Source organism: Asanoa sp. NPDC050611, from assembly GCF_040654855.1.
In the GTDB taxonomy this organism is placed as follows: Bacteria; Actinomycetota; Actinomycetes; order Mycobacteriales; family Micromonosporaceae; genus Asanoa.
Window position 1 is genome coordinate 1 of the sequence record NZ_JBFAIU010000053.1, and the last position, 14136, is coordinate 14136.

Here is a 14136-nt window from a genome sequence, read left to right on the forward strand (position 1 = left end):
GGCCGCGGCCGCCTCCCGCAGGGCCGTGTTCCCGCCGCGCAGCCGGCCGAGCCGGCGGAGCAGGTCCGCGGTGCGGTTCGGGGTGGCCACCACCGACGGCACCTCGGCCAGCTCGCGCTTCTCGCCCGGAGCGAACAGGGCGTCGAGGAAGAGGTCGTCGGCGACCAGGTCGGGGAACTCGCCGAAGCGGGCCCGGGCGTCCTTGGACAGCGCGATCGCGCCCCGCCCGAACAGCGCGTCCCGGAACGCCGGCAGCCGTCCGTTGACGGCGTAGTAGGCGCGGACCAGCACCGGCCGCCCGGCGGTGTCGAGCACCCGGCGCGGCGCCGCGGCGATCACGCCACCGGGCCCGGAGACGGCCGCCGCGAGCGCCCGTGCGCCGTCTGCGGAGAGCGGGATGTCGGCGTCGAGGTAGATCCGCGGGAAGCTCGTCGCGGCCGCGTCGCCGGCGTTGAGCGCGGCCGGCTTCGACGCGCGCTCCACCTCGACCACCCGGACGCCCGGGACGGACCGGGCCACCCCGGCGGTGTCGTCGGTGCAGCCGTTGGCCGCCACGATCACGTCGAACTCGTCGGGCTCGGCGCCCTCGAGCAGGTGGCGGAGCGTACGCCCGATGACCGTCGCCTCGTTGTGCGCGGCCACCACGATGCTCACCACGGCGCGCGCCCCGTGATCGCGCGCCGGACCCGCTTGGTCAGCGACCGGCTCCGCTGGCGCCAGCCCGAGTACTCGCGCAGGTCGAGCGACGCGGCCTGGACCACGTACGCGGACCGCTTCATCTGCTCGGTCCACTCGGCGACGGTGCGGACGCCGGTCTTCTGCGCGGACAGCGGCCGGCGGGCCATGAAGTCCTCGTCGGTGTGGTAGATCGTCCGCGGGCTGCGCGGGTCGTCGAGGTGGTCCTCCGGCAGGAACGGGTAGATCCAGCCGTTGACGAAGCCGAGCCGCGCGGCCTTGAGGCACCAGCTCGTGAACGAGTCGTCCTCGGCCAGCGGGCCGGTGCGCTCGACCATCGCCCGCTTGAGCAGGTAGCCGCTGCCCTGCACCCAGTGGTTGCGCATGAGCTGGTGGCCGCCCGCGTAGGTGGCCAGCTTCTTGTCGACCAGGTCCTGGCGGACGTCGGAATCCGGGAACCGCCAGGTGCCGATGACGCCGAACTCCGGCACGTCGTCCTGCGCCCGGCGGAGCACCTCGAGCCAGGACTTGTCGGGCAGGCAGTCGTCGTCGACCTTGCTCACGTAGTCGCCGGACGACTCGGACCAGAGCCAGTTCGTCGGCTCGCGCAGCCCGGCGTTCGTCTCGCTGTGGTGGAACCGGTGCACCCGCGGGTCGTGCCGGAACTCCTCGACCGCGGCCAGCGTCGCGGCGTCGCTGCCGTTGTGCCACAGCCAGACCCGCGCGTCGTCGGTGCAGCTGTCGAGCAGGTGTGGCAGGGACAGTCGGACGTACTCCGGCCGGTCGTACGTGATCATCAAAATGTCGATGCCACTCATATGTCTTCCTCAGTTCAGTCGCTGTGCCCGGGTCAGGCGCCACATCGCGCCGGCCAGGCCGAGCAGCAGGTGCATCGTGAACAGGTAGGTGGAGAAGTAGAGCGCGTCGAAGGTGAAGGCGGTCACCGCCATCACGCCGATCGCGACCGCGAGCACCGCGGCCAGGTCACGGTCGCTGTCCGTCTTGGCGAACCGGCGGACCCGGGCGGCGACGAAGATGCCGGTCAGGTAGAGCACGCCCAGGCCGACCACGCCGACGATGCCGGTGGTCACCATCGTGCCGAGCCACTGGTTGTCGAGCAGCTGGTAGAGCTCGGGCAGCCACGTGCCGACGCCGCGGCCGAACCAGAACCGTTCCTTGATGAACGGCGCGACGTACTCGTAGTCCTCGAGCCGGCCCTGGACGCTCGGGTCGCTCGAGCCGGCGAACAGCAGCGACCGCAGCGCACCGAGCAGGCCGGGCTTGCCCACCTGGATGATGGCGGTGAGGAACACGCCGACCACCAGCACGTTGAACGTCGTGCGCAGCGGCCAGACCAGGATCAGCAGCAGGATCGCGGCGCCCAGGGCGAGCACGCCCGTGCGGGACAGCGAGATCGGGATGACGCCGGCGACGATGATCGCGATGCCGGCGAAGATCTGCCGGTCCCTCCGGGTCGCCGCGAACCGGGCGTAGTGGATGGCCACCACCAGCGCGACCACCATCAGCACGCTGAACTCGATGTAGTGGCCGGCCGTGCCGGCCACCCGGACCAGCCCGCCGCCACCCCGGTCGTCGAAGCCGACCAGGTCACGCTGGAACTGCAGGACCGGCGGCAGCTTGAGGTAGACGGTGAAGTCCTGGCGGAGGGCGAACTGCGCCAAGGCGAACAGCGCCATCACCACGGACCCGTAGCAGAACCAGCGCAGGACGGTGTCGATCCGCTCGCGGGTGAGCACCCCGTCGCACGCGGCGAGCAGCATGCCGCCGGCCGCGAACGCCATCAGGACCGTGCGGTCGGCCTGGTTGGCCTCGAGCGGGTCGAGGCCGCGGGCCTGTCCGGCGATGTACGAGGTCGCGATCGTGACGAAGTAGAAGGCCAGCGCCCAGCGCATCGGCTGCTGGCCGCGGGTGACCAGGGACGGGTGGAAGCGGGTGAGCGCCCACCAGACGAACAGCAGCAGCCCGGCCACCACGCCGGGCCGGCCCAGCGTGGTCAGCGGCGGGAAGATCAGCCGGGCCGGCAGGAGGTACATCGCGAAGATGGTGAAGCTCACCCAGGCGGTCGCGTCCCGGAACTCGATGACGCTGGGTGTCACGCCGTCGTAGACGGTCGCCGTTCGCCGCGCGGATAGGTAGGTCTGCACTACTGCTACTGCTGCTGGTTGTCTTCAGGCCTGGGCGTCCGCACCGCGGTGAGCAGGATGGTGTCGTCGGTCTCCGGTGCCCGCACGAAGTCGGCCGAGACCTGCTGGGGGTTCCCGCCGGCGGAGTGCCCGTTGGCGGTCACCGGGGTGCTGTTGATCCGGATCACCTGGGTGGCGTCGGCGGGCCCCTCGTCGTCGTCTGCCTCGCGGACCGGTTTGTTGACCGGGCCCACGGCCTTGGCGGCCAGCGGCGGCTGGGGGCGGCGCTGCTCGACCGCGGCCGAGCCCGCCGTGGCGTTGGCCCGCAGGCCGGCCCGGTTGTTGACCCGCGTGGTGAGCCGGCGGCGCGCGATCGCGTCGTAGGCGACAACGGCGCCGGCCATCAGGAGCAGGCCGATGGCGAGCACGACGATCTGCGCGCGGAGCACGTTGGACCGCGACGGCGTCACGTTGAGGCCCGGGTCGAGCACCTGCGTGGTGATCGACTCGCCCGCCTTGGGCTTGTATTTCGCCTGCTGCGCGACGACCTCGTCGTTGATGAGCTTGGTGGCCGCCTCGACGGTGGCGAGCGCCTTGGCCGAGGTCTCGCTGGAGACCTCGACGGTCATGATCGAGCTGCGGGTGACCAGGGTGATCTCGTACGCGTCGTCACCACCGGCGGCGACGACCTTCTGCCGCGACTCGCTGGACGACGCGGAGATCTGCACGGCCTGGGCCATCTGCACCTCGCCGATGCGCAGCCAGGGGTTGCCCGGCGCCGGGGTGGCACCGTTGACCGGAGCGGCCGCCGAGGTGGTCGGCGGCACCAGCATCACGGTGGCGGCCGTCTTGTATTCCGGCTGGATCGCGCTGCCGAGCGCGACTGCTGCCGCAAGGGTCACGATGACGATCGGAACCGCGACGTACCACCGCCGGAACACGAGCTTGAGGAGGTCAAGGAGGTCCATTTAGAGGCCCTTTGATCGAATGCGGCGGAAATGAGGGTGCGTCAGGTCGTCAGGTGACCGGATGGTTGGTATCACGAGGGCTCGCCGGTCGGGTGCCTCCCCCCACCGGTGAACCTGATTTGTAACCTTTTCGCGTCTGGAGCAGCAACCGGTCCCACAGTCGGATGTACGACTTGGCCTGGTGGTCCCAGGCGAGCTGCTCGACGAAGCGCTCGCGGGCGATCCGGCTCATCGTGGCGCGCGTCGCCGCGTCGCTCAGCAACGTGTCGAGGGCCTTGGCGAGCTCGTCGGGTGCGCCGGTCGGCACGTAGAGCGCGGCACCCTCGGCCGTGCGCCGGGTCTCCAGCAGGTCGACGGCGACCACCGGTAGACCGCGGGCGACATATTCGACAGTCTTCGCCATGGTCGACAACTCGGCCATCTTGGTCGGCGGGTCGGGCTGGATGGCCACGGTGGCGCTGTTGAGCAGCACGTCGACCTCGTCGGCCTCCAACCAGCCGCGGAACTCGACGACGTCGTCGAGGTTGCGGGCGGTGGCCAGCTCGCGGAGGGCGGGCAGGCACTCGCCGTCGCCGGCGACGACGAGCTTCCAGTCGGTGTCGCCGCGCAGGCCGATCAGCCGCTCGGCGGCGAGCACCGCCGCCTCGACGTGGTCCTGCGGGTTGATGACACCGAGGTAGACGATCTGGTGCCGGCCGGTGCGCGCGGCGTGCGCGTCGTAGGCGACCTCGGCGATGGTCGGGCCGTTGCGGACCACGACCACCTTGCCGGGGTCGACGCCGCCGCGGGTGATGGCCAGGTCACGGTAGGACTCGTTGGTGGAGACCACGGCGGAGGCCCGGCGCCAGGACATCTTCTCGAACCACTTGAGGATGGCCAGCACCTTTGGATTGGGTGTGTCCGTTTTGCACTCGTAGAGCTCGGGGCTCAGGTCGTGGTGGTCGAAGACGAACGGTCGGCCGAGCGCGCGCATCAGCAGCGCCAGCACCCAGAAGACGTCAGGCGGGTTGCAGGCCTGGACGGCGTCGACCCGCGTGCGCAGCATCAGGCCGAGCAGCCGCGTGCTGACGGCGAGCAGCGCCCAGGCGAACTCGAAGGCGAACGACAGCACCCCGGAACCGGCCAGTGGCTGCGGGAACGACCGGATGTCGGTCGACCTGCTGCCGGGCAGCCGGGTCAGGCCGGCAGAACCCCGCGGGCAGATCACCGTGACCCGGTAGCCGGCCTCTTCCAGCGCCAGGCACTCGCGAATGACCCGGCGGTCGCGCTCGACCGGCAGGTTCACCACCACGATGACCACGTGCCCCCGCGATTTGGTCATCTCCACCTCTGGATACTGTGGACAAATTGTGCGCTCCCTTAAGGGAGCCTTAGCACAGGCGACGATGCTCTATCCGAGCCGCGCGTGGCAAGGGTGATCGGGCGACCTCTGGTGTCGACTTCACTACATGCCGATGACCGATCGGTCGATTGTTCCTCGGATTACCGGACGATAGTTGTTGACAGGTCGGTTGGCCAAATCCCTGATCTGCCACCAACTGTGGCGATGCGCCGGAATTGCCGGTCAGCTTTCAGACATCGCTCCCGTTTGATCTAGTCGCTAGCCTGTGCGCCTGCGGTACGGCATGCGTGCTTGTGAATCTTCGGGGAGGTGGCGCGATGACGCGCCCACGACGTCCGCTGCGGACGGTGCTGGCCGCGACGCTGGTCGCCGCCGGGCTCGCGGCGTTCGGGCCGGCACAGCCGGCCGCGGCGACCACGCTGCCGACCGGATTCCAGGAACAGATCGTGTTCAGCGGGCTCAGCCAGCCCACGAACATCGAGTTCGCTCCCGACGGCCGCATCTTCGTGGCCGAGAAGGGCGGCCGGGTCAAGGTCTTCGACAACCTGGCCGACCCGACGCCCACGGTCTTCGCCGACCTGTCGACCAACGTCTTCAACGTGTGGGACCGCGGCCTGCTCGGCCTGGCGCTGCCGCCGGACTTCCCGGCGAACCCCTACGTCTACGTGCTCTACACCTACGACGCGCCGCCCGGGCAGGCCGCGCCCTACTGGAACGACAACTGCGGCGACGCCAACAACGGCCAGTGCATCGTGCAGGGGCGGCTGTCCCGGTTGCAGGCCGCCGGCAACGTGATGACCGGCAGCGAGCAGGTGCTCATCACCGACTGGTGCCAGCAGTTCCCCAGCCACTCGATCGGTGACCTCAAGTTCGGTGCCGACGGCATGCTCTACGTCACCGCCGGTGACGGCGCGAGCTTCAGCGCCACCGACTACGGCCAGCTCGGCACCCCGCGCAACCCGTGCGCCGACCCGCCCTCCGGCGTCGGTGGCGTGATGAACCCGCCCACCGCCGAGGGCGGCGCCCTGCGCTCGCAGGACGTCCGCACCACCGCCGACCCGACCGGCCTCGACGGTGCGGTGCTGCGGCTGAACCCGACCACCGGCGCCGCGGCGGCCGGCAACCCGCTGTCGGGCTCCGCCGACCTCAACGCGCGCCGGATCGTCGCGCACGGCCTGCGCAACCCGTTCCGGATGACGATCCGCCCCGGCACCAACGAGGTGTGGGCCGGCGACGTCGGCTGGAACGTCTGGGAGGAGATCAACCGGGTGACCAGCCCCACCGCGGGCGTCACCAACTTCGGCTGGCCGTGCTTCGAGGGCAACGCCCGGATGGCCTCCTACGACGGCGCCAACCTGAACGTCTGCGAGTCGTTCTACACCGCGGGCGGGCACGCGCCGCCGTACTACACCTACAACCACACCGCCGCGGTCGTGCCGGGTGAGAACTGCGGCAACGGCGGCGACGCGACCAGCGGCCTGGCGTTCTACCCGACGAGCGGCGGCAACTACCCGGCGGCGTACGCGGGCGGGCTGTTCTTCGCCGACTACTCCCGCAACTGCATCTGGGCGATGAAGCGCACCACCGTCGGTGGGCTGCCTTCCACCAGCTCGATCGAGGCGTTCGGGCAGGCCGCGGCCGGCCCGGTCGATCTGGCCATCGGCCCGGGCAACGAGCTCTACTACGTCGACCTCGGCGGCACGGTCCGGCGGATCCGCTACTTCCCGGGCAACCAGCCGCCGGTCGCGACGTTCAGCGCCGCGCTGGTCGCCGGGCAGCCCCTGCGGGTCGCCTTCGACGCCGGCGCCTCGACCGACGCGGACCCGGCCGACGAGGGCCGGCTCACATACGCCTGGGACTTCACCAACGACGGCTCGACCGACGCGACCGGGGTGACCGCCGCCTTTACCTACCCGGCCTCGGGCAGCTACACCGCGAAGCTCACCGTGACCGACACGCTCGGCGCGAGCGACACGCACCTGGTGACCATCCAGCCCGGCCGCACCGCGCCGGTCGCCACCATCGACACCCCGGCCGCCACGACCACCTGGAAGGTGGGCGACACGGTGGCCTTCACCGGCCACGCCACGGACGCCGAGCAGGGCACGCTGCCGGCCGGTGGGCTGTCCTGGCGGCTGCGGATGCACCACTGCGAGAGCGTCGGCAACTGCCACATCCACGACGTGCAGCAGTGGACCGGCGTCGCGGGCGGCTCGTTCGTCGCGCCCGACCACGACTATCCGTCCTATCTGGAGCTCGAGCTGACCGCGACCGACGCGGACGGGCTCAGCCACACGGTGTCCCGCCAGCTCGACCCGAAGACCGTCGACCTGACGTTCCGCAGCGACCCGGCCGGGCTGCAGCTCAACGTCGGCGCGTTCACCGGCACGACGCCCTTCACCCGCACCGTCATCCAGGGCTCGACGAACACGGTCAGCGCACCGTCGCCGCAGAGCACAGCCGGCGCGGTGAACACGTTCGCGAGCTGGTCCGACGGCGGTGCCAACAGCCACGTGATCACCGCGCCCACGGCGGCCGCGACCTACACGGCGACGTTCAGCAGCGAGACGGGTTGCGCCGACAGCTTCGGCTACACGTGCAGCACGCAGACCGGGCAGCCGTTCGCCGCCGCCGACGGCACGGTGCTGCCGCTGACCGGTGACGACGCGGTCACGCCCGTGACCCTGCCGTTCCCGTTCCGCCTCTACGGCCAGGAATACGGGAACGCCTGGGTGTCCACCAACGGGTTCGTCTCGTTCACCGACCCGGCCGGCGCGCTGGGTCTCAACGGGCCGCTGCCGTCGACCGGCGTCCCGAACGCCACCGTCTACCCGTTCTGGGACGACCTCGTGCAGCGGGCCGACTCGACGGTGCGGACCGGGGTGACCGGCACGGCGCCGAACCGGAAGTTCACCGTCGAATGGCGCAACAGCGGCTACTACGGCTCCAGCTCCGGGCGGATCCGGTTCTCGGCCGTGTTCAGCGAGAACGGGACCATCACCTACCACTACGCCGATCTGTCCACGAACGACCGTGAAGAGGGCAACTCGGCCACCGTCGGCATCGAGGACGCCTCCGGCACCGTCGGGCTCGCCTACTCCGTGGACCAGCCGGTGTTGCGGGACGGCACGACCGTCACGTTCTCGCCGCCCGGTGGCACGCCGCCGCCGACGTCCGGCACCGTCTCCGGCGTGGTCAGCGCCAACGGCTCGCCGCTCGGCGGTGCCACGCTGACGCTGTCACCGTCGGGACGCACGGCGACCAGCGCCGCCAACGGCTCCTACCAGTTCACCGGGGTGACGCCGGGCGCCTACACCGTCGCCGGCACCGCGCCGGGCGGGTTCACCGGCTCCGCGCCGGTGACGGTGACCGCGGGCGGCAGCCACACCGTCAACCTCACGCTGACCGGCCCACCGCCAGGATCGGGCGACTACACCAAGACGACGCAGGCGCGCCCGTACGTGTCGACCGCGGACGGCACGGTGCTGCCGCTCACCGGCGACGACGCCGTCGGCCAGGTCACGCTGCCGTTCGGGTTCGAGTTCTACGGACAGCAGCAGACCACGGCCTGGGTGTCGACCAACGGCGTGCTGTCGTTCGTCAACCCCAACGGTGCGACGCCGGAGAACACGGCGATCCCGGCGGCGGCGCTGCCGAACGCGGCGCTCTACCCGTACTGGGACGACCTCGTGCAGCGCACCGGCAGCGCGGTCCGCACGAAGGTGGTCGGCTCGGCGCCCAACCGCCAGTTCGTCGTGGACTGGTTCAACACGGGCATGTACGGTTCGTCATCAGCACGGATCTCGGCCCAGGTGGTGCTCTCCGAGTCCGGCGAGATCGCCTTCAACTACGCGGACCTGGCCACGTCGGCCCGGGAACGCGGTGACTCGGCGACCGTCGGCATCGAGGACGCGGCCGGCGCCAACGCCGTGCAGCATTCGTTCAACCAGGGCGTGCTGTCCAACGGCACGGCCATCGTGTTCACGCCCAACTGACGATCCCGCGACCGACCGGGCGGCCAAATCGGACCGTCCGGTTAACGGGACAGGGCACGCGGCTGACGATCAGCTTTCGTCCGCGGCGCGAGCATGTGTTGTCGTCGCCCGTCGTGGCGCGGGGATGGAGCAGAACGGTGTCGTTGAGCGTGCGGCGGTTCTTCGCCGGCCTGCTGACGTTGGTGATGGGCGCGCCGCTGACCCTGGGCGTTCTCGCCGCCCCGGCCGCGGCCGGCCCGCCGCCCACCGGGTTCACCGAGCAGGTGGTGATGTCCGGCCTGGCCAACCCGACGAAGCTGGTGTTCGCGCCCGACGGCCGGATCCTCGTCGCGCAGAAGAACGGCATCATCAAGATCTACGACAGCCTGTCCGACACCACGCCGACGACGTTCGCCGACCTGCGCGACGAGGTGTTCACCTACGGCGACCTCGGCCTGCTCGGTCTCGCGGTGCCGCCGGACTTCCCGTCGACGCCGTACGTCTACGTCAGCTACACGTTCGACGGCCCGATCGGCGGCAGCGCGCCGACGTACAACGACCGCTGCAGCAACGACGGCGACTGCCTGGTCAGCAACCGCGTCTCCCGCCTGCGCATCGCCGGTGACGTGATGACCGGCAGCGAGCAGGTGCTGATGCACGACTGGTGCGTGCAGTACGAGACGCACGCGATCGGCGACATCGGCTTCGGCCCCGACGGCGCGCTCTACGTCAGCGGCGGCGAGGGCGCGTCGCCGAGCTTCCCCGACTACGGCCAGCGCGGCCTGGTCACCAACGGCTGCGGCGACCCGGGCGCGCCGGTCGGCGGCACGATGACCCCGCCGACCGCCGAGGGTGGCGCGCTGCGCTCGCAGGACGTCCGCACCCCGGCCGACCCGACGAGCCTGTCCGGCACGTTCATCCGGGTCGACCCGGCCACCGGCGCCGCGTTGCCGGACAACCCGATGGCCGGCAGTGCCGACCCGAACACCCGGCGCATCCTCGCGTACGGGCTGCGCAACCCGTACCGCTGGGCCTTCCGGCCGGGCACCTCCGAGGTCTGGTTCGGCGACATCGGCTGGCGCACGTGGGAGGAGATCGACCGGCTGGCCGACCCGCTCAACGGCCCGGTCGAGAACTTCGGCTGGCCCTGCTACGAGGGTGAGAACCGGCAGAACGGCTACGACTCGCCCAACCTCACGCTCTGCGAGTCCCTCTACTCACACGGCCCGAGCGCGGTGGTGCCGCCGCAGTACACCTACAACCACGCCGCCGCGGTCGTCTCCGGCGACGGCTGCCCGACCGGCGGCTCCTCGCCCAGCGCGGTCGCGTTCTACCCGGCCGGCGGCGGCAACTACCCGGCGACGTACCGCGGCGCGCTGTTCTTCGGCGACTACGCGCGGCAGTGCATCTGGGCGATGCTGCCGGGCGCCGGCGGCGTGCCGGACCGCGACCACATCGTGCCGTTCACCTCGACCGCCGCGACCCCGGTCGACCTGGAGATCGGGCCGGACAAGCGGCTCTACTACGTCGACCACACCGGCGGCACGATCCGGCGGTTCGAGTACAACACCGGCAACCAGCCGCCGACCGCCGCGGTGACCGCGACGCCGGCCTCGGGCAACGCGCCGCTGAACGTCACCTTCGACGCCTCCGGTTCCACCGACCCGGACGCCGGCGAGGTGCTCTCCTACCAGTGGGACTTCACGAACAACGGCTCGTGGGACGCGTCGGGCGTGACCGCGTCGTACACCTACACCACCACGGGCACCTACACCGCCCGCCTGCGCGTCAGCGACCTCGGCGGCCTCGCTTCGGAGAAGACCGTCCAGATCCTGGTCGGCACGGGCGCGCCCACGGCGGTCATCGACACCCCGGCGAGCAACCCGAACTTCAAGGTCGGCGACCCGATCGCGTTCAGCGGGCACGCGACCGATCCACAGCAGGGCAACCTGCCGGCGTCGGCGCTGCACTGGCAGCTGCTGCTGCAGCACTGCTACGCGGCCGACAACTGCCACACCCACAACGTGCAGGAGTGGGACGGCGTGGCGTCCGGGTCGTTCAACGCGCCGGACCACGAGTATCCGTCCTATCTGGACCTCAAGCTGACCGCGACGGACAGCGGCGGGCTCACCCACACGGTCACCCGGCGACTCGACCCGCGAAGCGTCGACCTGACCTTCACGAGCAACCCGCCGGGTCTGGAGCTGTCCGTCAACGGTGTGCTGGTGACGACACCCGCGACGCGTACCGTGCTGGCCGGCTCGACGAACTCGATCAGCGCGCCGACACCGCAGTCCGGGTACGCGTTCGACCGCTGGTCCGACAACGGCGCCGCGACCCACGTGATCACCGCGCCGAGCACGCTGACGACGTACACCGCCAGCTATGTCGCGACCCAGGACGGTGGTGGCGGCTACGAGGTGAGCGATGCCACCGGGCAGTCGTTCGTGGGCGCCGGCGCGACCACGCTGCCGCTGGCCGGCGACGACGTGAAGCAGCAGGTGTCGCTGCCGTTCGCGTTCCCGTTCTACGGCGTCCCGCAGAACAACGTGTGGGTGGCCAGCAACGGGTTCCTGTCGTTCACGGACCCGGGCCAGGCCGGCCTGATCGCCGTCAACAGCGCCCTGCCCAACGGCGACGCGCCGAACGCCGGCATCTACCCGTTCTGGGACGACCTCGTGCTGCGGGCGGACTCGGCGATCCGCACGGAGACGCTCGGCTCGGCGCCCAACCGCCGGTTCGTGGTCGAGTGGGAGAACGTCGGCCACTACGGCTCCAACTCGGCGCGGCTGTCGGTGAGCGCGGTGCTCTACGAGTCCGGCCGGATCGACTTCAACTACGACCTGCTCAACAGCGCGCGGGAGTACGGCAACTCGGCGACGGTGGGCATCGAGGACGCGGCGGGCGCGACCGCGACGACCTACTCGTTCAACCAGCCGAACCTGGCCAACGGCAAGCGGGTCACGTTCACGCCCACCGGAGGTGGGTCCGACGACCCGCCGCCGGCCCCGACCACCGGCACGATCCAGGGCGTGGTCACCAACGCCGGCACCGGCACCCCGATCGTCGGCGCCGCGGTGACGCTCGCGCCGGGCGGCGGGTCGACCGTGACGGCGACCGGCGGCGCCTACCAGTTCGGCGCGGTGCCGGCGGGCACCTACACGGTGACCGCGACGTCGTCGGGCCAGTCGGCGGCGAAGACCGTGACGGTGACGGCCGGCGGGACCGCGACCGCGAACATCGCCGTCGGCAGCACCACGCCGCCGCCTCCGTCGGGCGGTTACACGAAGACGACCGAGCAGCGGACGTACGCGCCGGCGACCGGCGGCACCACGGTCCCGCTCACCGGTGACGACGCCACGGCGCAGGTCGACCTGCCGTTCCAGGTGCCGTTCTACGGCGTCGCGAGGACGCAGGCGTGGATCTCGACGAACGGCTTCGTGGCGTTCGCCGAGCCCGACTGGGCCCAGCCCGAGAACGCGGCGATCCCGTCGACCGCGCTGCCCAACGCCGCGGCGTACGCCTTCTGGGACGACCTGGTGATGCGCGCGGACAGCACCATCCGCACCAAGGTGACCGGCACGGCGCCCAACCGGCAGTTCGTCATCGAGTGGAACAACATCGGTCACTACGGCTCCGCGTCGGCCCGCATCTCGGTCGAGGCGATCCTGGGCGAGAACGGCACGATCGCCTTCAACTACTTCGACCTGACCGCCTCGAAGACCCGCGAGCGCGGCGACAGCGCCACGGTGGGCCTGGAGAACCCGACCGGCACGGCGGCGTTGCAACACTCGTTCAACCAGGCGGTCCTGGCCGACAACCAGGCCATCGTCTTCACGCCGAACTAGTGCACGGCTGGCATTCGGCCGGAAGCACGCGGTTAGATCCCAATTAGCACATGGAACAGGCTGGTGTCGGCAGCCGGTCCAAAACCCTGCCAGGCCGGGCCCGACCGCCATATGGCCTCGATCCCGAGCGACACGAGTAGGTTGACGAAGTACTCTCCGATCGGCTCTGAAAAGAGGGCAACGAGCGCCGGGTCAGGCTTTCGCTGATCCCGGTAATACGCCTGGCGGTAGGAGAAGAGTTGGCCGATAGCCTCGCGCACAACATGCTCCGCGTTTGCGCCAACGACCTTGGCTTCCACGAGCCAGTGTTGCCCCTGACCGTCTACCGTGAGGTCCCGTCGGCCGGTGTGTTTGTTTGCGGGATAAAGGTCGTGCTCTTTGACCCACTCGGCAAATAACTCGACGAGCGCCTCATGCCGGCGGGACTTTCGTTGTACCTGCGCGTCAACCTGCGCAACGTATTCAGTCGAGCTGTTGGGTCGAAATACCGGCTGTTTGAGTGGAAGCTTTACTGTCTCTTTGGTAGCGCCAACGCTCGTGTGGATACGCCCTGGTTGCGTAGCAAGGATCTCTTTCTTGATCTCTACGCAGCTGGCATACAGCGCAAGCAGGCGGGTTAGGTCGGCGCCGAGGAACTCGTCGTAAGGCAAGTGCGCCACGTCATACTCGATTGCCGCGATATTGCCCAATTCGTAGCCGCGTGGCAGGAAGTAGCGGTCGGCTCCGAGTTCGATCTTGTCCGCCAGGCCGTCCAGCGCGGCGTCGCTCAAGCCGTCGCGAAGCATCGCGCTTTCTTTGCCCAACTCTTCCAGCGCAACCCGTTCGGCGGCCGCGCCTTTGTGTCCATTAACCTGCGCATGCCGCAAATGCTGAGTGGCGCCTTGGTTCATGCTCAAGTAAAGTCGTGAAAGATCACGTCGGTAGAGATACACAACGTAAAGACCCTCTTGCGCGGTCTTCGTGACGTCTGGATTTAAGACAGCGATCCACGGGATTACGGGCAAGCTTTGACCCGAGCCGCTAACTCGCACGTGCATGCCTACGGGAAGGCCGGCGGTCAGTGATCGTCGCACGCTTTGGAGGAACTTTTGGGCTGGCTGGTCTTGCCCTGCTCGGTGGTCGTATTCATGATCTCTAACGCCGGCCAGCATCGCTCGTAGCTCCATGACAGGCCAGCATAGGCCG

General features: G+C 69.9%; 8 protein-coding genes. 2 read left to right on the top strand and 6 right to left on the bottom strand.

Annotated features, from left to right (window positions below; all coding sequences use genetic code 11):
* The 5 genes from AB0H87_RS11210 to AB0H87_RS11230 all read right to left on the bottom strand — a co-directional run.
* Positions 1-657: glycosyltransferase (locus AB0H87_RS11210; RefSeq protein WP_360142761.1), on the bottom strand; the 657-nt coding region annotated here is incomplete at its 3' end.
* The gene (locus AB0H87_RS11215) at positions 651-1493 is read right to left on the bottom strand and encodes a glycosyltransferase family A protein (RefSeq protein ID WP_360142763.1); all 843 of its coding nucleotides are present in this window, start codon (positions 1491-1493) and stop codon (positions 651-653) included. The genes AB0H87_RS11215 and AB0H87_RS11210, both read right to left, overlap by 7 nt.
* Before the next feature lie 9 nt (positions 1494-1502).
* Positions 1503-2792 carry an O-antigen ligase family protein gene (locus AB0H87_RS11220; protein WP_360142765.1) on the bottom strand — a complete coding sequence of 430 codons (1290 nt, stop codon included), beginning with the start codon at positions 2790-2792 and terminating at the stop codon, positions 1503-1505.
* A gap of 53 nt (positions 2793-2845) precedes the next feature.
* Complete coding sequence (locus AB0H87_RS11225; RefSeq protein ID WP_360142767.1) at positions 2846-3787, bottom strand: hypothetical protein; 942 nt, start codon at positions 3785-3787, stop codon at positions 2846-2848.
* 49 nt (positions 3788-3836) lie between these two features.
* On the bottom strand, positions 3837-5108 hold the full coding sequence (locus AB0H87_RS11230) for a glycosyltransferase family 4 protein (protein ID WP_360142769.1): 1272 nt from the start codon (positions 5106-5108) through the stop codon (positions 3837-3839).
* 338 nt (positions 5109-5446) lie between these two features.
* Here AB0H87_RS11230 and AB0H87_RS11235 point away from each other — a divergent pair, with 338 nt between their 5' ends.
* Positions 5447-9124 (top strand): PQQ-dependent sugar dehydrogenase, encoded by a 3678-nt coding sequence (locus tag AB0H87_RS11235; protein ID WP_360142771.1) that lies wholly within the window; start codon positions 5447-5449, stop codon positions 9122-9124.
* A 137-nt stretch (positions 9125-9261) separates the two neighbouring features.
* On the top strand, positions 9262-12951 hold the full coding sequence (locus tag AB0H87_RS11240; protein ID WP_360142772.1) for a PQQ-dependent sugar dehydrogenase: 3690 nt from the start codon (positions 9262-9264) through the stop codon (positions 12949-12951).
* 32 nt (positions 12952-12983) lie between these two features.
* Here AB0H87_RS11240 and AB0H87_RS11245 read toward each other — a convergent pair whose 3' ends face one another.
* Positions 12984-14117 carry a DUF3578 domain-containing protein gene (locus tag AB0H87_RS11245; protein WP_360142773.1) on the bottom strand — a complete coding sequence of 378 codons (1134 nt, stop codon included), beginning with the start codon at positions 14115-14117 and terminating at the stop codon, positions 12984-12986.
* Positions 14118-14136 lie beyond the last annotated feature (19 nt).